Genomic DNA, 19,305 nt, shown 5'->3' on the forward strand with positions numbered 1-19,305 from the left:
AGTCCGGATCAACCGCGCTCGCTCACCGGCTCGGGCACCTGAGCCGGCGGCTCGAAGGCCTCGTAGCACTGCCGGCAGCGTGCCTCGTAGGCTTCCGTGTCGCCGACCTGGAGCTGCTCCGCTCCGCCCGCCGTGCGCTGGCTGTAGTGAGCCGCCCGCCCACAGCGAACGCAGATGGCGTGCATCTTGTCGACGAACTCGGCCACCGCCAGCAGTCGCGGCATGCAGCCGAAGGGACGGCGCAGGTAGTCGAGATCGAGACCGGCGACGATCACCCGAACGCCGCAGTTGGCTAGCTCTTCGACCAGCTCGACCAGGCCGTCATCGAAGAACTGGGCTTCATCGATGCCCACCACCTGCACACCAAAGCGCAGACGCTGGCGCAGCTCATCGCTGTCGGCGACGCTGATCGCTTCGAGCTCGCGGTTGTCACGCGTCACCAGGCGCTGGGGCCCGAAGCGGGTATCGGCCACCGGCTTGAAGACCTGGATCGACTGGCGGGCGATGCTGGCCCGCCGCAAGCGACGGACGAGCTCCTCGCTCTTGCCGGAGAACATGCCTCCAGCCACGACCTCGATGTGCCCTCTCGACCGCTCCTCCATGCACGCTCCGATTCCCTACAGGGACGCCGATTCTAACACCGCGAAATCACGAACGAAGGGCCGCGAGGGGCCGTTGTCGGCAAGGGTGGGCGGGGCCAAAGACTCGAACGCCGTCGCGAGACGCGGCGACACCGCGGGCCCGGAATCCGCGACTGGAGATCGCGGCAACCGCTCACCTGGCCCTGCCTAATTCAACGGCACGCGGCCTTCGAAGCCCTCGTCGTAGCCGTGGAAGTGACAGACCGCCGCTTCCGGATAACGCCAGCAGTAGTAGCCGTCGCCGCTGTCCCAATCGACCAGCCATCGCCCCTTGACCTCACATCCCAAGGCGGTGACCTCGCTGGTCCAGGCGGCGACGATGCGCTCGATGGTCTCTTCGAGCTCGGAGCGCCGACCTTCCATTTCGTCCAGGCTCTGGAGACGGTTGGTGAGTGCCTCGATCTGACGCAGGGCAGCGCGCGTCAGGTCGCGCACCGCTGGAAAAGTCGAAAGCACCTCGTCGTAGCTGAAGATGCGGCGCGCTGGGGGTCTCTCGGCCATAGGGTGGCGAATCCTAGCAGGATCTAACCATCGGACGAGGCAGTCATCAGCGCCAGAATGCGATCCCAGGTGAGATCCTCGACCTTGGCGGTGAAGGCCTGGGCCTTGGCGAGGCGCTCGGCGCCGTAGGTCTGGCCGATGGCGAGGGTCTGCAAACCCACCGACAAGGCGGATTCGAGGCCCGCCGGGCTGTCCTCGAGCACCAGGACCTCGTGCGGATGGATCAGCCGCTCCGGGAGCGGTGGCGCTGAATTGAGCAGCTCGAGACCGCGACGATAGCTCTCCGGATCCGGCTTGCTCGCGACGACGTCGTCTGCCGTCACCAGCAGCTTGAAGTGGTCGCGCACGCCGGCCTGGCGCAAAGCGCCATCGACCTCTTCCCGCAGCGCACCACTGACCACTCCGAGGAGGGCACCGCTCGCCGCAACGGAGTGAATCAGCTCGATGGCGCCGGGGAAGAACGGATAGCCGTTCTCCCGGATCCAAGCCCCGTAGTAGGAGGCCTTGCGCACCACCAGTCGCGCCGTCTTCGCATCGTCCAGGGGGCGCCCTGCAGCCGCGAAGACGGCCTGAAAGCAACCGCGATCGTCGAAACCGAGGTAGTCGCTCCAGTAGGTCTCCTCGAGCAAATCCAACCCCTCTTCCCGCAGCACCTTCCGGAAGAGCTCGAAGTGCACCGGCTCGTCGTCCAGCAGCACACCATTGAAATCGAACAGCACCGCTCGAAACATGGGCGTGATCTTAGCTCGTCGGCGCCGTCGGTGGGGTCGCGACGCGGCGATTCGGCAATCCAGATCGACCCGATTCCCGGCGCCTCCGGGGGAACTGGCGGAGCTCCCCGCGGACCACCCGGTTGACGCAGGAATTTCGCGGCGCTAATTTGGGGTTGGAAGGAAAGTTCGACAAACTCGGCGCGGCCCGACCGGACGGGCCCGCTTGCGGAGAACGGGATCATGCAAGAAACAACCGAAATCCAGCCCGTGGCGCCGCCGGAGGGTCCCATCGTGGTCACCCCCAAGGCTGTCGAGATGGTCAAGATCACCCGCGACCAGGAGGGCATCGACCCGACCTACAGCCTCCGGGTGGCAGTGCGCGGCGGTGGCTGCAGCGGCTTCGAGTACGCCCTCGACTTCGACGACGAGAAGCGCGAGAACGACTTCGTGCTCGAGTACGACGGCTTGAACGTGGTGATCGACAGCGTCAGCGCCCGCTACCTCGAAGGCACCACAATCGACTACGTGTTGGGCATGACCGGAGCCGGCTTCAAGTTCAACAACCCGAAGGCCGTCGGCACCTGCGGCTGCGGCTCGTCCTTCGCCGTTTAAGGGACGACGCGCGCTTCGACGGAGTCGGCGGTGAGGACGACCCCTTCGTCCCAGGCCTTGCGGCGGACCATCGCCAGGGCCGCCCTGCCGCCCGACCCGACGGTACCGACGATCGCCATCTTCTTGCCGTCGAGCTCGAGGCTCTGCCCTTCGACCAAACCTCCGGTGGGCGCTTCGAGGCGGCGGATCTGCCGCTGAACGCCGCCCCGATAGTGGATGCGGGCGATCACTTCCTGCCCCAGATAACACCCCTTGGTGTAGCTCACCGCCTCGTCGAGGCCGGTCTCCTGAGGAAAGTGAGCCGTGTCGAAGTCGCGCCCGAAGCGCGGCAGGCCCTGCGCGACGCGCCAAGCGTCTTCGACCTGCGGATCCGCCGTCGGCGGTAGCTCCGTCGGCAGCACACCGTCGTCCGCCCACAGGGTCCAGGCCTCGACCCCGAGAAGCTCCTCGCGCCCGGCCCAAAGCTGCCGACCGTCGATCTCGAGTCGCAGGCCGCCCCAGCGGGGCACCGCTGAAAGATCGGCTCCCTCGGCGCGCTGCGCCAGCCATTCGCGACTGCCGTCGCCGGCGAGAACCACGGCAGTCCCCTCGTAGGGCAGGATCTCGACCCGGTCGACGATGACGTACTTGGTGAGGTGCTCGGCGATCTCCTCTCGCAGCCCCTCCGGCAGGGCGAGCAGGAGATCGTCGCCGCGGTGATTCAGCACCGCATCGGCCTGGATCTTGCCCTTGGCGGTGGTCACGAACCCATAGGCCCCATCGCCAGGTGCCAGGCCTTTGACCTCGAAAGTCACCAGGCCGTGGAGGAAACGCTGGTTGTCCGCACCGCGCAGGATCAGGGCCGAGCGGCCGGTCGTCGCCAGGGTCGCCACGGCCGGGAGCTCTGCAGCCTTTGAATCATCTCCGCTCATATTCGCAGCCTAGCAGGTTCAAGCAGAGCTAGAATCGCCGCGTGATCGAGCAGACTTCCTTCTCCCTTCGCCTCTCCACCGAACGTGTTCTCCACGGCATCGTCGATCGGCCCGCCGGCCCGGGACCTTGGCCGGTGACGGTTCTTTGCCACGGCTTCAAAGGCTTTATGGAATGGGGCTTCTTCCCCTCCCTGGGACTGCTGCTAGCGGAGCGCGGCTTCGCCGCCGTGCGGTTCAATTTCTCCGGCGCCGGCATGGCCCCAGGGGACGACAAGGTCACCGACCTGGCAGCCTTCGAAGACAACACCTTCAGCCGCGAAGCGGAAGAGCTGCGGGAGCTGCTGTCGCGCCTGGCGGAGATCGGCGGTGACACCTTCGATCTCGACCGCCTCGGCCTCTTCGGCCACAGCCGCGCCGGCGCCGCCACCTTGCTCGCCGCCGCCGACGAGACATCGGGCGTGCGCGCCCTGGTGACCTGGGCGGCGATCGCGACCGTCGACCGCTGGACCGAAGAGCAAAAGGAACAATGGCGCCGGGAAGGCGTCTTCGGCATTCTCAACGGTCGCACCGGCCAGCGCCTAGCCCTCGGCCGCGGCCTTCTCGAAGACCTCCAGAACAGCACGACGAGTCTCGATCTGGAAGCCGCCGCGAAGCGCCTGAAGATCCCCTGGCTGATCGTCCACGGTGTCGAGGACGAAACCGTCGCGATCGCCGAAGGCCGCGCCCTGGCGCAGGCCGCCAAAGGCCACGCCGAGATGGTCGAAATCGCCGATGGCAACCACACCCTCGGCGCCCGCCATCCCTTCATCGGGCCGACGCCGGCCCTGATTCAGGCCCTCAACGCCACCCAGGCCCTGTACCGGAGAATCCTGCGATGAAGCGCAACGACTGGCTGTTCTGGGACATCGACACCCAGGTGGATTTCATCCACCCCGACGGCAAGCTCTATGTGCCGACGGCCGAGACCCTGACCGAGAATCTCGAGCGTCTGACAACCACCGCCCTGGCCGAGGGAGTTCCGATCTTCGCCTCGGCCGACGATCACGAGCTCGCCGACGACGAGATCAGCGAGCAACCGGATTTCCAGGACACCTTTCCACCGCACTGCATGCGCGGCACCGCCGGGGCGGCGCGGATCGCCGAGACCACCGTTGCCGGTGCGCGGGCCCTCGGCCCCAGCGCGATCCCGGCGGAGGAGATCGCGGCGCTGCTCGATGATCGACCGGCCGTGATCTTCCTCAAAAAGACCTTCGACGTCTTCTCGAATCCCAACACCGAGAAGCTCCTCGACGCCCTCGATCCGGCCCGGGTTGTGGTCTATGGCGTTGCCCTCGACATTTGCAATCGCTACGCCGTCGAGGGGTTGCTGGCCCGCAACCGCCGCGTCACTCTGATCACCGACGCCACCGCCGCCATCGACAGCCACCGCGGCGAGAACCTGCTGAGGAGCTGGAGCGACCGCGGCGTCGAGCTGATGACCTGCGACGACTTCCTCGCCGAGAACTTTCAGACAGCAAGAGTCGAGGCCAGTCCCTGATCGAGGAATCAGCGCTGACCCTTGCGGGAAGCTCGTACGATCCAAAAGATCAGCAACAGAACCGAGACGAGAAGACCGATCCAGAGCGGGCTGAATGACGAGCCCGAGGCAGGCTCCGGCGGCGCCGCCGAAGGCTCGGCGATCTCGAGGGTTGCGACATTGGACGGCATGCCATCGAGGCCCGACGGGCTGATCGCCCTCACTTGCCAAAAGTAACTACCCGCCGCCAAACCGCTCGCAGCCCAACGCGCCTCTTCCGTGACCCCACGCGATACCGGTCGCGCACATCGGCGATCGGCACAGACGGCGATCCGATAGCCCTCGGCTCCCACCACCGGCTGCCACGATAGCTCGGCCGCCTGTCCGTCATCTGACCGCACCGCATTGACCCCCAAATTCGGGGGCGTCGGCAGTACCTCCGGCGCGCTGGGCTCACCGTTCTCGGCCACCACCGTTCCCATGCCGGACTCGAGTCGCACCTCTGATTCCGCTCCCCGCACGGTCGTCGCTCCTTCGAAGGCCATGAAGCGGGTCGTTCCCGCCTCATCGACTCTGCTCCTCAAGTGAGCATCCGAACTGTCAAGGGCCACCTTCGCGACCGCGCCCTTCGCCAGCAGCTCGACTTCCGCGGCAGTGGACGCTTCCGCGACCTGGGCCAAGACGTCGAGGGCTCCATCGACGATCTCGACCTTGCCGTAGCGACTGCGCGGACGCACCTGCCGATCACGCAAGAAGACGATGGAATCCGCACCGACGGTGAGATCGACGTCGTCGAAGAAGGCCAGGCCAGCGGCGGACTTCTCGAAGGTTCGAACGGCATGCCCCCGATCGAGCTTCTCTCCCGTGATGGCCTGCTGCCACGGATTGGGCGGACGCTGTCCCTCGACCCTCTGGAGAGTCCATGCAATCAGGGCGGAGGTGGGCTCGGGGGCAGGAGTCGGTTCCGGGGCAACATCGGCCGGCGCCGATGCCTGGACCAGTGCACAGTCTGATGGCAGCTGAAGCATCGCCCCGACGGGAATCAAGTCAGGATCGGCGAGTTGAGGATTCGCTCGGGCCAGAGCGAGCCACTGATCACCATCGTCGTAGCACCTCTCGGCCAGTGACCAGAGCGTGTCGCCCGGCACAACTTCATACTCGCCTGCCGAGATCTGGGTCCCCAAGACCGAGATCACGACAACGATCGACATCAGACAACCAACCATCTTCGAGTTCATGAGAGTCCTCGCGAGGAGCGCTATTGGTTCTTGGACCGCGGGTCCGTGACCGAATGGGTGGGGAGATTCGAGGAAGCGGACGAAGGAATCCGTACGGTTTGTAAGAGTTGCGCCGAAATGATCGCGCCGCCGAGATCGACCGTGGCGGTCGCGGGAGAAGCCTCGTCTTGCTCGCGCCGATCTGCCTCGGCCCCCTCCCAGGGATGCTGCCTCGCCAACTCGCCAAAACGGCGCGCAGCCTCACGTGCAGACGACAGCCGCTCTGCAGGATCTTTCCGAAGCAGATCCATGATCAGCTCGTCGAGTCCGGGAGGAATTCCAGGCCGGCGCGAGGCCGGCACTGCCACCTCGGCCTGCAATGTCTGCAGGAGCACCGCGCGCAGCGAACCGCCGGTGAAGGGCTCCTCACCGACGACACAGCGATAGGCCATCACTCCGAGGGCGAAAAGATCGGAGCGCTCATCTCGCCCCTCGCCCAGGATCGTTTCCGGCGGCAGGTACCCTGGCGTGCCGTAGAGGAAGCCAGACTCCTTGCTCAAATTGGTCATCGCGTGGGAGATCCCGAAGTCGGTGATCTTGGTGCGACCGTCCTCCCGGATGAGGACGTTGCCTGGCTTGATGTCGTAGTGCAGGACCCCCTCGTGGTGAGCGGCCGCCAGCGCCGTCGCAACGGAATGGCAGACGTGGATGGCCATCGGGATGGGAAGTTGACGCTGACGGCCCAGGTGGGTCCGCAGACTGTCCCCCGAGACGAACTCCATGGCGATGAAGCTGGTCTCGGCGGCGTCCTGAACATCGTAGACCTGAACGACGTTCGGATGATTGAGGCGCGCAATCGTCGCCGCCTCGGTCAGCAGGTCGCCAGAAGGCGTCAAGTCCGACTCGAGCTGCCCCGAAAGCTTGAGGGTTTTGATCGCGACCGGCCGCTTGAGGATCGGGTCCCAGCCCATGAAGACGCTTCCCATGGCCCCTTCGCCGATCACTTCCAACACCTGGTACCGCCCCAAGAACACTTTGTCGAGGGCCTCGTCCTGGGAAACGTGCCGCGCCAGCGCTTCGAAGGAGCTTTTGAGTCGCGAGATTTCGTCGCCACGAAAGTCCGCGGCTTCTCCCAGGACCTCGCTTTGACTGGCGATCAGCCGGCGCAGGGGAGCGACGACGGAGCGGTAGCCGAGAGCGGAGAGCAGCAACACCAAACCCAGTGCCAGGCCAATCGCGAGCACCGATCGCCGACGCATATCGCGGCTCACCCGCTCGGCCACGGCCGAGCTCTGCAGGGACACCACGAACCACGGGGAGTCGAGGACCGGCGAAAAGGCACCCAAGTACTCGACGCCGCGATGCCCGAAGCGGCCTGCACCAGAGAGGCGTTGCTCGGCAGCCAACGTCAACAGGGACGGCGGAACTTCCTCGCTGGAAGCACCGGAGCCCCAGAGAACCCGTTCCTCTTCGGCGAGCCAGACAGTGGCTTCGGGGCCGAGCTCGTCCGGATGGAGAGACCGATCCGTCTCGAGGGTGTCAAAGACTCCAACCAGGAAAAGACCCCGAGAGTCCCTGGCGAGCGCTCGCCGAGCCACGAACCAGCGAGCGCCTTCGAAGGCGACGAAGGTGTCGCTCGCAGCGCCCTGCTCCGCGATCAAGCGAGACACCTCGGCGGGAGCTACCTCGCGCTGCGCCCTGAGGACCTCGCGCCCACCGGCATCTGCCAGTGAAAGGGCGACGAGACCGAGATCCTCGGCCTCCTCGAGAAGGATCGACAGCCGACTCCGGATCGACTCGACTTCCACGGAACTCCAGCCGCCCTCGGCCGCGGCAACTCGCAGGAATGTGCGCCGAGCCGAGATCTCGACCTGGACCTGGGAGGCAGCCGCGTCGGCCGCAACGGCGTGCGATCTGAGAACCTGTTCGGTGAGAGCATTCCGGTTGACTCCCACCAGCTGCAGCGCCAGGGCGAGAATCGGTACCAGGCCGACGATCGCCAAAGCCAGGACCAGCCGAGGCAGCAAACCGACACCACCCGACGTGGTCGGCGAGGGAGACGACGCTGTTTCCGGAGACGGCTTCTCTCGAGTCGGCTGCATGGTGCTCCAGGCATTTCGTCCTGCAGCCAACGACGATGCTCAAAAGAAGGAAAGGAAGGACCAGATCTTACAGCCATCGAGCCGTGAGACGCCAGAACCCCGAAAGAACGGCAGCCGCCGACCGATGATCCCGGAACCGGACTCCCGAGCTAGGCGAAATCGAGCCAGCCTTCGCGGCTTCCGAAGCGCGCTTCGTAGGCCTTGGCGTCGAGCTTGCGGCGGGTGCTGTCGGAGGTCATGTAGCGAATCTTGCCGAAGATCGGCCGCTCCGGCCCCCAGGCCCGATCGAACAGGCCGAGACACCAGAAGATGCCGCTGTAGGAGTTGGGGTTGCGGCCATCGAGGGCGTACTTGTTGTTGAGCTCCACCATGCGCTCGAGCGCTTGCCGCGGCGTCTCCGACCACTCGAAGATCTTCTTGCCCCACAGCATGCGCAGATAGTTGTGGATCCTGCCGGTGGTGACCAGCTCGTTCTGCGCCGCGTTCCACAGGGAGTCGTGGGTCTGGGAGCTCTCGAGCTCTTCGTCGCTGTAGAGGGTCGGCCGAGGGTCCTGGCGATGCTCTTCGAGGGTGGTGCGGGCCCAGGGCGGAAGAGCCTCGTAGGTGTCGTAGTCCGGCCGCAGTCGGGTCGAGTTGTAGCCCAGCTCGCGCCAGGTGACGAGTTGGTCGAGGTAGGCCTCCGCCGGCGGGCTCATGCCCCACCAGCCGTTGCGGCTCCCGGTGGCCTTCTCGGCCAGACGATCGACGTTCCAGTCTTCGTGCCCGCAGAGGGCGGCGAACACCCGATGGCTCGACAGGTGGCCGAAGTGGAGATAGGCCGAGAGCTCGCTGGTCGCCCGATCGCGGACTTCGAGGCGGCCATCGACATAGCGCGCGAAGCGACGCGCCATGAAGCTCTCGAGCGCACCTTCGGCGGCCCGCGGCCCTCCCGGCTCGGACGCCACCACGGTCACCCGGTGGTCGATGGGCAAGGACGCCAGGTCCAGCGACGCCGGTTCGGCGACCGGCCAACGATCGGTGACGGCGGCGGGCAGAGGGCCCGACCAGGGCGGCGCCTCGTAGGTCGACCAGGGATCCGAACGCGGCCTCTCGAGCAGATGGGGCGTCAGGGTCTTCTGCAAGAAGCGGCGAAAATCCACCGCCCGGGAGAACAGCCGATCGGTGGCGGTGAGCGGTAGCAGACCGTTCGAGTCCACCGCCTCGAGGCGTACCGACAAACCCTCGCCGGCCGCCGCCACCATGCGCGGCAGGAAGAAGCAGGGAAATTCGTCGGTCACCACCACGGCCGCCCGTTCCGCCAGGGCGGCCAGCAGACCCCGGCCGGCACCGACCGTCGGCTCGACATAGGGGTAGTAGGCCACCGGCCCGGCCTCGAGCGCCCGGCGGTTGTCTTCCATCCCGGCGATCACGAAGCCGTGGAAGCGATCCGAAGCCCAGCGATAGTCGCAGCGCAGGGCTTCGAGGATCAGCAGGGGCTTGCCGAGGGACGCGGCCCATTCGACGGCCCGATCGAGGGCAAAGTTCCAGTCGGTGCGGCGGTTGGCGATCATCCAGTAGAGAACGTAGTCACCGGCGCCGTTCACTACTTCTCGGTTGACCTGCCGCACCCGCAGCGTGGGGACTTTCGAGGCTTCCATCCAACTTCCTCCCAAACTCGGCTTTTACCCTGGAACCGGCCCCTGCGGGCACCGGTTTTCGGCTCCGAACGGCCCTACTCGACCACCAAATCTCGACAACTTGTAGACTTCAGGCCGACTTCCGACCAGCGATCGAGGTTGTGGATTCGTTCGAGCGCTCCTGCTTCGTGCGACCAATCCCGACCCGGTGAATCAGATCCCCGACTTCGAGGACTCCATGGCGCTTAACGAGAGTAGCAAGTCCGTCTTGATCAATCCGATCGTCGTTCGCGGCGTCGAGGAGGACCACCGTGCCGCGACGCCCTTGGAGCTGTTCTATGACCTGGTCTACGTCGTGGCGATCGCCAGTCTCGCGGCTCAGTTCCATCACAAGATCTCCGATGGGGAGCACGTCGGTTACGCCATTCTGATGTACCTCTGGATCTTCTGGTGTATCTGGTGGCCCTGGAATACCTACACATGGTTCGCCTCGGGCTACGACACGGATGACGCCCAGTTTCGTCTCGCGTCCTTCGTCCAGATGGTCGGAGCCATCATCATCGCCGTCGGCGTCGAGTCGGCTTTCAAGAAGGAAGAGTTTCTGGTCATGATGGTGGGTTACGTCGTCATGCGCCTCCCTTATGTCCTGCTCTGGCTCAAGGTGGCACGGGACGACCGCCGCTCCCGCCCCATTGCGCTGCGCTACGCAGCGGGGGTCTTCCTGGTCCAGGTCGGCTGGTCGCTGGCCGTTCTGTTCTTCCAGAACTGGTATGTGATGGGCGGTCTGCTGGTTCTCGAGATGCTGGTTCCCTTGGCGGCGGAAAGATCCGTCGACCGGGGTCGCAACACCTCCTACCACTTCCATCACATCGAAGAGCGCCTCGGCCTGTTGACGATCATCGTTCTCGGCGAATCGATCCTGGCCTCGGTGTACGCCTTCCGGAAGATGACCGAGCACTACACTCCCGAGTTGGCGACGCTCGCCGCGGGCACGCTGCTGATCCTCTTCTCCATGTGGTGGCTCTATTTCGACGATCGAGTCGCCGACGAGCTGGCCGATGAGCGAAAGGCCTTCGTGTGGGGCTACGGGCACTACTTCGTGTTCGCGGCGGCGACGGCCGTCGGAGCACTGATCAGCGTCAACGTGGACACCCTGACGGACCATGCGACGATTTCCTCGGACCAGGCGGTCGTGGGGTTGGCGTGGGCCATCGCCGCTTACCTGGTGGCCGTCTGGCTGTGCCATGACTTCCTGATCGAGAAACCAGGGCTACCAAAGGTCGAGCTTCTCGGCCTCGCCGTGTTGGTGGTCGTCGTCGCGATGACGACCCGGAGTGTGCTGCTCATCGGGCTCACCTTCGTCGGCCTCAACGCCCTTCGGCTCGCCCGTCGACACCGCGCCCACCTCGCCGAGCGATCGGGCGCCGAAGGGTAGCGGGATGAGAGTGCGCCGTGGAAAGGCGCGCGCAGAAATAGCAGCCGGTTCGGTTCTCCAAGGGTTCGGAGACCAGGCCCTCAATCGTCCACGTAGGGCCAACGGTCCTCGAGGACCGACAGATCGGCGACCACCCGATGGGCGCCTGCTGAGCGCAGCTCACTCGCCGAGCGGCCACCGGTTTCGACCGCCAGGCAGCGCAGCCCATGGGCCCGCGCACAGTCGACGTCGTGCAGCGTATCGCCAATGATCCAGACCCGCTCGGGCGGATAGGAGCGTGAGGCTCGGCGCAGGGCCACTGGCGGCAGATCACGCCGTTGGCGGCCGTCGCCGCCGAAGGCTCCGAAGGAAAAGTAGTGATCGTAGCCGGCGCGGCGCAGCTTGATGCGAGCTCCTCGGTGCCAGTTGCCGGTCAACAGGCCGAGCTCGACGTCGGAGCGAGCGGCGAGACGATCGAGGGTCTCGCCAACGGCCGGAAAGTGATGAATATCGTCACCTCCGAGGCACTCGTCGAGCAGCCGCAACCAGGCATCGCGCACCCTCGGCACGGCCCGCCAGCCCTCTTCGTCGCTCCACCCCGCGAGGACACAGAGGTCGCGCACGATGAGCGGATCGATCTTGCCCGCGAAGTCGTAGCTGGACAGACCGTCGCGCGGGATCCCAGCCTCGTCGAGAGCCCTTCCGAAGAGCTTCCGGATCACCGGACCACAGCGCATCAGCGTGCCGTCGATGTCGAACAACAAGAGGTATCCCGAGCTCATCGCCACCTCATCGCCCATCCCAGGGTCAGCAAGCCGAGGCCGATCGCGAAGGCGCCGCGACCGAGGTCCCAGGTCCAGGGACGATAGCGCAGCTCGACCCGATGGCGACCGGCGGGCACCTCGAGACCGAGAAACGCACCGTTGACCCGCCGTAGCGGCGTCTCGACGCCGTCGAGCCACAGCCGCCAGCCGGGAATCGCGGGCTGACTGGAAGCGACCAGGAGAGGCCCTTCGGCGACCACCAGGGCATCGATCGTCGCGCCAGCCACCCGCAGGTCCTCGACCCTGCCGGGGCCATTGCGCCGACCACCGCCAGGACCGCCGCCAGGACTGCCGCCAGGCCTGCCGGAGACGATCGCGGTGCGGGCGAAATCGTCCAGTTGCACAGCCCGCCTCACGGCGTCGCCGGTCTCCGCCAGCTCGACGAATTGCGGCACGAAGAGCCGCGGCAAGGCTCCTGGATTTTCATAGATCACGGCATCCCGTCCCTGGTAGATCACCTCGACCCCCGGCCGCTGCACCATGCTGGGATCGTCGAACACGTAGCGCACCCCGAGAAAGTCCAAGGCCGGGCGGTCGGGATCGAGGATTCGTACCCAGCCGGTACGGCCGACCTCCCCCAGAGCAGCGCTGAACTCGCGGTAGGGTGCGAACTCCATCGGATCGTAGCTGCGAGCTTCTTCGAAGCCAAAGAAGGCCGCCGTCTGCGGCACCAAGGCGGCATCGAGACCGGCCACCCGATAGCCCACCGGCTCGCTCGCCGCGAGGCGCGCCGCCACCTCCCGAACGCCGAGGGTCTCGGGATAGAAGGCGTCCGCCGAAACCACCGGAACCCAGGTCGCGAACAGCGCCACCCGCGGCAGCAACAAGGCCACGATCACCGCCGGCAGGGCCCAGGCCTCCTTCCGCTTCGCCAAGCCGAGGGCGACGGCGGTCACCAGGATCGGAGTGAAGAAGAACATCTGCTCGGCCGGTGAATGACCGGCCATGACGGTGGCCACCGCCAGCGCCAACACCGCCGACAGAGCCAGAATCCAGCGTCGTCTCACGCGGCCGTGGTGGTGCAGGGTCATCGCCGCCAACAAGGGGACCGCCAGACACCAGCCCAAAGCGAAGCGCTTGAGGAGCGAGTCTGCAACCAGGGGTATAGCGCTCAGGGGAGCCACCACCGGCGGCACCAGCGCCCCGGCGAGCAAGCCGAAGAGCCCGACCGCGGCGAGGGCCAGGACGACCTTGCGCCGTCGGCGCAGGGTGACCGCGAGGAGCCCCAGCAGGACCGCCGACGCTCCGACCGAGGCACCGCCGATCTCGATCAGGTTCTCCGGCCCCTGCCAATCGCCGCGCCGCGGATCGCCGTGGGCTCCGAGACTGAGGGCCGGCAGCAGGCGATCGACCGAGTCGGACCAGGAGCCTCCGGTCTGCACCAGCCGCGAGGTACGACCCTGCTGCCATTCCGCCGAGGCCGACAGGGTCTCGACCATCGGCAACAGCACCGGTGCCGCCAGCAGCAGCGCCAGCAAAGCCGCCACCAGACCCCAGCCGACGATCCGCCGTCGCTGACGCCAGCGCCCGCAGAACAGCGCCAGCGGCGCCGTCAGCAGCAAACCGTGAAGGAGAGTCTCGGGATGACCGGCGAAGACGCCGAGAGCCCCCGCCCAGGCGAGCCGCCGTGCGGCTCGCCAGCTCGGCGATCGGCTGAGATCGAGGGCGGCGGCGAGGATCCAGGGCAGGACCGCCGCCACCAGCGAGTGGGGGTGCAACCGCCAGAGCTGCAGGAAGCCGCTGCCGCCATAGAGCGCCGCCGCCACCAGCGCCGCCCGATCGCCGACGCCGAGGCGTCGCGCCACCAGGAACATCCCCCACAGAGCGATCAGTAACCGAGCCGCCTGGCGATAGGTGACGGCGCGGAATGGCGGGAGCAAGCGGGCGGCCAGCTCGGTCGGGAACAGCACCGCCGACTGGCCGTTGCCGAGCAGAGCCGAGCCGGCCCCCTGATGAGGATTGAACAGCAGGTCCCGCCGCGCCGCCCGCGACCAAGGGATCATCTGGGAGAGGGGATCGAGGAGCAGCGGATTGGCCGCCATCGAGGCCGCCCGGGACCGTTCCACCAGCTCGCCATCGGCCCACGGCGCGACGCCGGCGAGGGAGGCCGTCGGGGCCAAGGTCTTGCCGGGCAGAAAGCCCGCCCCGGTGAACAACAGCGGCACCAGCGCCAAGACGATCGGCACCCAGCGGGACGGCCGACCGCGCAGCCAACGCCGCCCGAGAGCGCTGATCGCGACGGCGGTGACGGCATAGAGCAGCGCCAGCCAAAGGGCTCCCATGGTCTTTCTCTACGCCCAACCTCGGCGGGTCAACGGCCTCACCTCCAGGTGGGAGGCCTCTTGTGATCCAAGACGTGGGCGATACCGCGCTTGCAGTCATCCGTTTCGCGAGCCAACGCGTTGACCTCGGCGGCATGGCGCAGACCATCCGCCAGGCTGCGCCCCGGAAGATCGAGCAGCAGGCGCTTGGTGCTGGCGATCGACCGCGAGCTGCCGTTGGCGAGGATGCCGGCGGCCAGCTCTTCACCGGCCTGCTCGAGCTCTTCCCGCGGCACGACGCGGTTGACCAGGCCGATCTCGAGGGCGCGCTCGGCCGACAGGAACTGCGGATAGAGCAACAGCTCGCGAATGTCCGAGCCCCGCAGGCGCAGCGACAGATAGGTCGCCACCAGGGCGGCGACGAAGCCGATGCGCACCTCGCTGTAGAGGTAGCGGGCATCCTGCGACGACACCACGAAATCGTGGGCCGTCGCCAATCCGCAGCCGCCGGCGACGCAGGAGCCGTGCACCAGGGCCAGGGTCAGCGTTTCCTGGCGCAGCACGGCCTCGAAGAGATCCATCAGCCGACGCGAGTCGACGGCGTTCTCCTCCGGTCCGGCATCGCGCAGCGAGCGCAGGTGGGCGAGATCGGCGCCGGCCGAGAAGTGGCGCCCATTGGCCTTCAGGATGAGCGCCCGAATGCCGTCGTCGAGGAGCGGCCGGCGATAGAGGTCGGTGAGCTCGTCGAGGAGCGCCGGTGACAGGGCGTTGGCCCGCTCCGGGTTGTCGAGGCTGACCCACAGCAGATCGTCCCGCCGCTCGATGGCCAGCCTCTCGAAGCCTGCGAAATCCGACTCCTCGGCACTCACGGCATCGCCTCGAGCAGATGGTCGGCGATCTCGACCTCCATCTGCAGCAGGCCCTGAGCATGGGTCTTGCCCTGGGCGTCATTGATCAAGCTCTCGGTGCCGCCCCCGCCGAGGGAGTCGTGCAGGATGAAGTTGAAGGCGTGCAGGTTGGGCACGGCGAAGCGCTCGACGGGACCACGGCAGACCTGCCGAAAGTGCTCCTTCACCCGCTCCTCGGTGACCTGCTCCGTCAGCGCCTCGTAGATCTCTCGCGAGTTGGCGATCAGGCCGATGTTGCTGGCATCGCCTTTGTCACCGGAGCGGGCGTGGGCGACCCGTGAAAGGGGAACTCTGGTCATCTCTCCTCCGCTGCCAAGAAGTACCGCCAGGAGGCGGCCAGGGTGAGCACCAGAGCCACCACCCAGGCACTCGCCGGACGGGTCCAAAGGGGGTGATAGAGGGACGGCAGGGCCGCCCGGAAACCGAGGTCGTAGATTTCGCCGTGGCGCCACACCAGCAGACCGAGAACCAGCGCCGCCAGGGCGAGCAGGGTGAGGGCGCCGGCGACCCGGCGGCGGCGCGGCCAGGCGCGCTCGAGGCCGATCCGCAACCACAGGGTGTAGGCCAGGCCGAAGGCCAGCGCCCAGCCGGCGAAGGCCAGGCGATTGGCCAGGGCACTGGCCAGGAAGCCGAGCAGCATCACCGGCAGGAGACCGCCGAGGAGCGGCAGGTACCACTCCCGGATCACGCCTCCTCCACGCTCACTTCGATGTGGTCTTCGACCTCTTCGCGGGCCAGCAGGGCGGGCCAGTAGGCCACCACCTTCTGCGGCTTCGGCCGGCCGCCGGCGAAGCCGGTGACCCCCGGTGGACCGGCGGTGACCAGCGGGGCGATCTCCTTGCCGAAGCGCAGCACCTTGTCGTAATCGGTGTCGCGCACGCCGAGGCGCAGGACCACCTCCGGCGGCTCCGCCGGAGGCGTCATCACCCCCGGCAGGCAGGCCCCGACGCCGAGGAGCTCCTGGGATCGGCAGCTCTCCGGAAAGGTCACCCCGGCGCGCTCCAGGCGCTTCCACACCAGCTCCGCCGCCAGCTCCGCCTTGTCCACCGCCCGCGGTCCGCAAAGGGTGATCTGGCCGGAGCTCTTGAAGCCATCGAGATGGGAGGCGGAGATCTTCAAGAAGGGCGTGTTGGGCCGGCCGCGAATGCCCGACACCTCGACCCGGTCCTCCCCCGCCTGTTGCAGATCGATGGAGGTGAAGTCGGCGACCACGTCGGGGGTGATGTACTCCTGCGGATTGCCCATCTCGTAGAGCAGCTGCTCGGCCACCGTGTCGACCGTCACCATGCCACCGGTTCCGGGATGCTTGGTCACCACGAAGGTGCCGTCCTGGCGCGCTTCGACGATCGGATATCCGACGTTCCAGAGATCCGGAACTTCCCACCAACGGCTGAAGTTGCCGCCGGTGCATTGCGGACCGCACTCGAGAATATGGCCGGCGATGGTGCCCGCCGCCAGGCGATCCCAGTCGTCCTCGGCCCAACCGAACTCGTGGGCCAGCGGCGCCAGCGCGAGGGCGGTGTCCGTCACCCGGCCACAGAGCACGATCAGGGCACCCTCTTCGAGGGCATGGCAGACCGGTCGGGCGCCGAGATAGGCATTGGCGCTGGTGAAGCGGTCGGCCACCGGAGCGATGGGCTCACCGGTGTCCATGTTCTCCAAGGGATGCCCCGCCGCCACCAGCTCGCCGAGGCGCGGCAGGATGTTGTCGCCCTCGATCACGCCGACCCGCACCCCGGAAACGCCAAGCTCCCGAGCGACCTCGAAGATCTTCTGGCGGCAGGCGTGGGGATTGAGGCCACCGGCGTTCGACAGCACCCGAACGTTGCGCTCCTTGAGCTCCGGCAGCACGTCGCGAATGAAGTCGATGAAATCCGGGGCATAGCCGAGCTCCGGATTCTTGAGCTTCTGTCGCATCATGATCGACAGAGTCACCTCGGCCAGGTAATCCATGCCGAGATAGTCGATCTCGCCACCGCGTAGCAGTAGCGAAGGGGCGTCGATGTTGTCGCCCCAAAAGCCCTGGCCGTTGCCGACTCGGACGGTCTTCATCGCCTGGTCTCCTCGCTGGGCGCGGTCACGGCCCCCCGACCGGGGAACCCCGCGAAAGCCGCATCGGATCTTCGGATGCGTCGATGGTGTCGTGAAACGGCGTCAGACCTGCTTCACGGTGCCCGCATACATGCTCTCGAGAATGTCTTGATTGCGGGTCTCGACCACCTTGCGTTTGATGCTCATCTTCGGCGTCAGCTCGCCCGTCTCCTGGGAGAAATCGGCCGACAGCAGGTGGATCTTCTTGATCGTCTCATAGGAAGCGAGATCGGCGTTGACCGCTTCCACCGCCTCCCAGATGAGCTGGTGGACCTCCGCCTTGCCGGACAGATCGGCGTAGTCCGTGTAGGACAGGCCGTTGTCGCCGGCCCACTTGCCGACGGTCTCCTCGTTGACCGTGATCAGAGCGATGCAGAACGGCCGTTTGTCCCCCAGCATCACCACCTGGGAGATGTATGGACAGCTCGCCTTGAGCTGATTCTCGACGTTCTGAGGCGCGATGTTCTTGCCGCCGGCGGTGACGATGATGTCCTTCTTGCGGTCGGTGATCTTGAGGTAGCCCTGCTCGTCGACGAAGCCGACGTCGCCGGTATAGAGGCGCCCTTCGGCGTCGAGGGCCTCGGCGGTGTCGTCGGGGCGGTTGTAGTAGCCCTTCATCACGCCGCGGCCCTTGATCAGGATCTCGCCGTCTTCGGCGATCTCGACCACCGTGCCCGGCATCGGCAGGCCGACGGTGCCGAACTTGTACTCCTTCGGCCGGTTGACGAAGCTCGCCGCCGAAGATTCGGTGAGGCCGTAGCCCTCGAGCACCAGGATGTCGGCAGCGTGGAAGAACTCGGCAATCTCCCGGGCCAGCGGCGCACCGCCGGAGACGAAGAAGCGAATCCGCCCGCCGAAGCGGTCCTTGAGCTTCGAGAACACCAGCTTGTCGGCGATCTTGTGCTTGAGACCGAGCAGCCCGCCGGCCTCCTTGCCGGCCTGGCGCAGGCGCGACACCTCCTTGCCGACCTCGAGGGACCAGAGGAAGATCTTGTACTTCAGGCCGCCGGCATCGCGGGCGCCGGAAACCACCTTGTTGTAGACCTTCTCGAAGACCCGCGGCACCGCCGCCATCACCGTCGGCCGGGCCACCCCCAGGTTGTCCACCAGGTCGTCGATGGAGCCGTCGATGGCCGTCGGCACACCGATGCGGATCGAAGCCACCTCCAAAACCTTGGCGAAGGAGTGGGCCAGCGGCAGGAAGAGGTAGTGCTTGTCCGTTGGTGACAGCACTCCAATCTCTTCGATCGCCCCCGCTTCGTATACCCAGTTGTCGTGGGTCAGCATGACTCCCTTGGGCTTGCCGGTGGTGCCCGAGGTGTAAATCAAGGTCGCCAGGTCGGAGGCTCCGACACTGTCCGCCACCGCCTCGTACTGGCCAGGATTGTCGGCATCCCAGGCGGCACCGCGCGACGTCAGCTCGTCGAAGGTCAGCATCCAACCGTCATCGCCACTCGCCTCGCCCTCGATCACCACCACGTGCTTGACCGTCGGAACCTGATCCCGCACCTCCGCCAGCTTGGCGGCCTGCTCAGGGTTCTCGGCGAAGCACACCACCGTGTCCGAGTCGGAGAGGATGTAGGCGCACTCTTCCGGCGTGTTCGAGGGATAGATGGTGGTGGTGGCGCCGCCGGCGGCCAGAATCGCCATATCCACGATCACCCACTCCGGCCGGGTCATGCACAGAATGGCGCAACGCTCGCTCTTTTCGAGCCCGAGGCTGCGCAGGCCGCAAGCCGCCTGGCGGGCCTGTTCGCCGACCTCCCGCCATTGCATCGAGTACCACTCACCATTGCGGCGCCCGAACATGGCATCGGCATCGGGGGACGCGGTGATCCGGTGATGGAACATCTCGACGACGGACGTGAAGGAACGGTCACTCATACGGGCCTCCTCGGTTCAACGATCAGATCGTCCGATTGTCTTCTGAGACAGCCACTTATGCAAGTCTCCGACGGCGGCGAGAGGCCCTGTTGAC

18 protein-coding genes are annotated in these 19,305 nt (G+C 66.5%); 4 read left to right on the forward strand and 14 right to left on the reverse strand.

The window, feature by feature from the left end; genetic code table 11:
- Nucleotides 1-8: 8 nt before the first annotated feature.
- From AAF604_02355 to AAF604_02365, 3 genes are all read right to left on the reverse strand, one after another.
- Nucleotides 9-602 carry a thymidine kinase gene (locus AAF604_02355; protein MEM7048466.1) on the reverse strand — a complete coding sequence of 198 codons (594 nt, stop codon included), beginning with the start codon at nucleotides 600-602 and terminating at the stop codon, nucleotides 9-11.
- Between the two features lie 186 nt (nucleotides 603-788).
- Nucleotides 789-1,142, reverse strand: coding sequence for a DUF2203 family protein (locus AAF604_02360; protein ID MEM7048467.1), 354 nt, complete (start codon nucleotides 1,140-1,142; stop codon nucleotides 789-791).
- 23 nt (nucleotides 1,143-1,165) lie between these two features.
- Nucleotides 1,166-1,873, reverse strand: a complete 708-nt coding sequence (locus AAF604_02365) for an HAD family phosphatase (protein MEM7048468.1) — start codon at nucleotides 1,871-1,873, stop codon at nucleotides 1,166-1,168.
- A 222-nt stretch (nucleotides 1,874-2,095) separates the two neighbouring features.
- On the opposite strand from AAF604_02365, the gene AAF604_02370 reads away from it, so the two are divergent.
- A complete protein-coding gene (locus tag AAF604_02370; protein ID MEM7048469.1) occupies nucleotides 2,096-2,467 on the forward strand; it encodes an iron-sulfur cluster assembly accessory protein in 372 nt (123 codons plus the stop codon).
- On the opposite strand, the gene AAF604_02375 is transcribed toward AAF604_02370, so the two are convergent.
- The gene (locus AAF604_02375; protein MEM7048470.1) at nucleotides 2,464-3,378 is read right to left on the reverse strand and encodes a hypothetical protein; all 915 of its coding nucleotides are present in this window, start codon (nucleotides 3,376-3,378) and stop codon (nucleotides 2,464-2,466) included. The two genes, AAF604_02370 and AAF604_02375, sit on opposite strands and share 4 nt — an antisense overlap.
- A 41-nt stretch (nucleotides 3,379-3,419) precedes the next feature.
- On the opposite strand from AAF604_02375, the gene AAF604_02380 reads away from it, so the two are divergent.
- Together AAF604_02380 and AAF604_02385 are read left to right on the forward strand one after the other, a co-directional pair.
- Nucleotides 3,420-4,256: an alpha/beta hydrolase gene (locus AAF604_02380; GenBank protein ID MEM7048471.1), complete on the forward strand. Its 837-nt coding sequence runs from the start codon at nucleotides 3,420-3,422 to the stop codon at nucleotides 4,254-4,256.
- A complete protein-coding gene (locus AAF604_02385; protein ID MEM7048472.1) occupies nucleotides 4,253-4,915 on the forward strand; it encodes a cysteine hydrolase family protein in 663 nt (220 codons plus the stop codon). Before AAF604_02380 ends, AAF604_02385 begins: the two co-directional genes overlap by 4 nt.
- 8 nt (nucleotides 4,916-4,923) lie before the next feature.
- Here AAF604_02385 and AAF604_02390 read toward each other — a convergent pair whose 3' ends face one another.
- From AAF604_02390 to AAF604_02400, 3 genes are all read right to left on the reverse strand, one after another.
- Nucleotides 4,924-6,105, reverse strand: a complete 1,182-nt coding sequence (locus AAF604_02390; GenBank protein ID MEM7048473.1) for a LysM peptidoglycan-binding domain-containing protein — start codon at nucleotides 6,103-6,105, stop codon at nucleotides 4,924-4,926.
- A 47-nt stretch (nucleotides 6,106-6,152) separates the two neighbouring features.
- On the reverse strand, nucleotides 6,153-8,213 hold the full coding sequence (locus AAF604_02395) for a serine/threonine-protein kinase (protein MEM7048474.1): 2,061 nt from the start codon (nucleotides 8,211-8,213) through the stop codon (nucleotides 6,153-6,155).
- A 149-nt stretch (nucleotides 8,214-8,362) separates the two neighbouring features.
- Complete coding sequence (locus AAF604_02400; GenBank protein MEM7048475.1) at nucleotides 8,363-9,850, reverse strand: deoxyribodipyrimidine photolyase; 1,488 nt, start codon at nucleotides 9,848-9,850, stop codon at nucleotides 8,363-8,365.
- A gap of 217 nt (nucleotides 9,851-10,067) precedes the next feature.
- On the opposite strand from AAF604_02400, the gene AAF604_02405 reads away from it, so the two are divergent.
- Nucleotides 10,068-11,264 (forward strand): low temperature requirement protein A, encoded by a 1,197-nt coding sequence (locus tag AAF604_02405; GenBank protein MEM7048476.1) that lies wholly within the window; start codon nucleotides 10,068-10,070, stop codon nucleotides 11,262-11,264.
- Nucleotides 11,265-11,344: 80 nt separating this feature from the next.
- Here AAF604_02405 and AAF604_02410 read toward each other — a convergent pair whose 3' ends face one another.
- The 7 genes from AAF604_02410 to AAF604_02440 form a co-directional block, all read right to left on the reverse strand.
- Complete coding sequence (locus AAF604_02410) at nucleotides 11,345-12,025, reverse strand: HAD family hydrolase (GenBank protein MEM7048477.1); 681 nt, start codon at nucleotides 12,023-12,025, stop codon at nucleotides 11,345-11,347.
- Nucleotides 12,022-14,349 carry a YfhO family protein gene (locus AAF604_02415; protein MEM7048478.1) on the reverse strand — a complete coding sequence of 776 codons (2,328 nt, stop codon included), beginning with the start codon at nucleotides 14,347-14,349 and terminating at the stop codon, nucleotides 12,022-12,024. The genes AAF604_02410 and AAF604_02415 overlap by 4 nt, the downstream gene beginning before the upstream one ends.
- A gap of 38 nt (nucleotides 14,350-14,387) precedes the next feature.
- On the reverse strand, nucleotides 14,388-15,197 hold the full coding sequence (locus AAF604_02420; GenBank protein MEM7048479.1) for an enoyl-CoA hydratase-related protein: 810 nt from the start codon (nucleotides 15,195-15,197) through the stop codon (nucleotides 14,388-14,390).
- Nucleotides 15,194-15,535, reverse strand: coding sequence for a hypothetical protein (locus AAF604_02425; protein ID MEM7048480.1), 342 nt, complete (start codon nucleotides 15,533-15,535; stop codon nucleotides 15,194-15,196). Before AAF604_02425 ends, AAF604_02420 begins: the two co-directional genes overlap by 4 nt.
- Nucleotides 15,532-15,924 carry a hypothetical protein gene (locus AAF604_02430; protein ID MEM7048481.1) on the reverse strand — a complete coding sequence of 131 codons (393 nt, stop codon included), beginning with the start codon at nucleotides 15,922-15,924 and terminating at the stop codon, nucleotides 15,532-15,534. The genes AAF604_02425 and AAF604_02430 overlap by 4 nt, the downstream gene beginning before the upstream one ends.
- On the reverse strand, nucleotides 15,921-17,288 hold the full coding sequence (locus AAF604_02435) for an acyclic terpene utilization AtuA family protein (protein ID MEM7048482.1): 1,368 nt from the start codon (nucleotides 17,286-17,288) through the stop codon (nucleotides 15,921-15,923). The genes AAF604_02430 and AAF604_02435 overlap by 4 nt, the downstream gene beginning before the upstream one ends.
- 102 nt (nucleotides 17,289-17,390) lie before the next feature.
- A complete protein-coding gene (locus AAF604_02440) occupies nucleotides 17,391-19,211 on the reverse strand; it encodes a long-chain fatty acid--CoA ligase (GenBank protein MEM7048483.1) in 1,821 nt (606 codons plus the stop codon).
- Nucleotides 19,212-19,305 lie beyond the last annotated feature (94 nt).

The sequence above is a fragment of the Acidobacteriota bacterium genome (genome assembly GCA_039028635.1).
GTDB lineage: Bacteria > Acidobacteriota > Thermoanaerobaculia > Multivoradales > JBCCEF01 > JBCCEF01.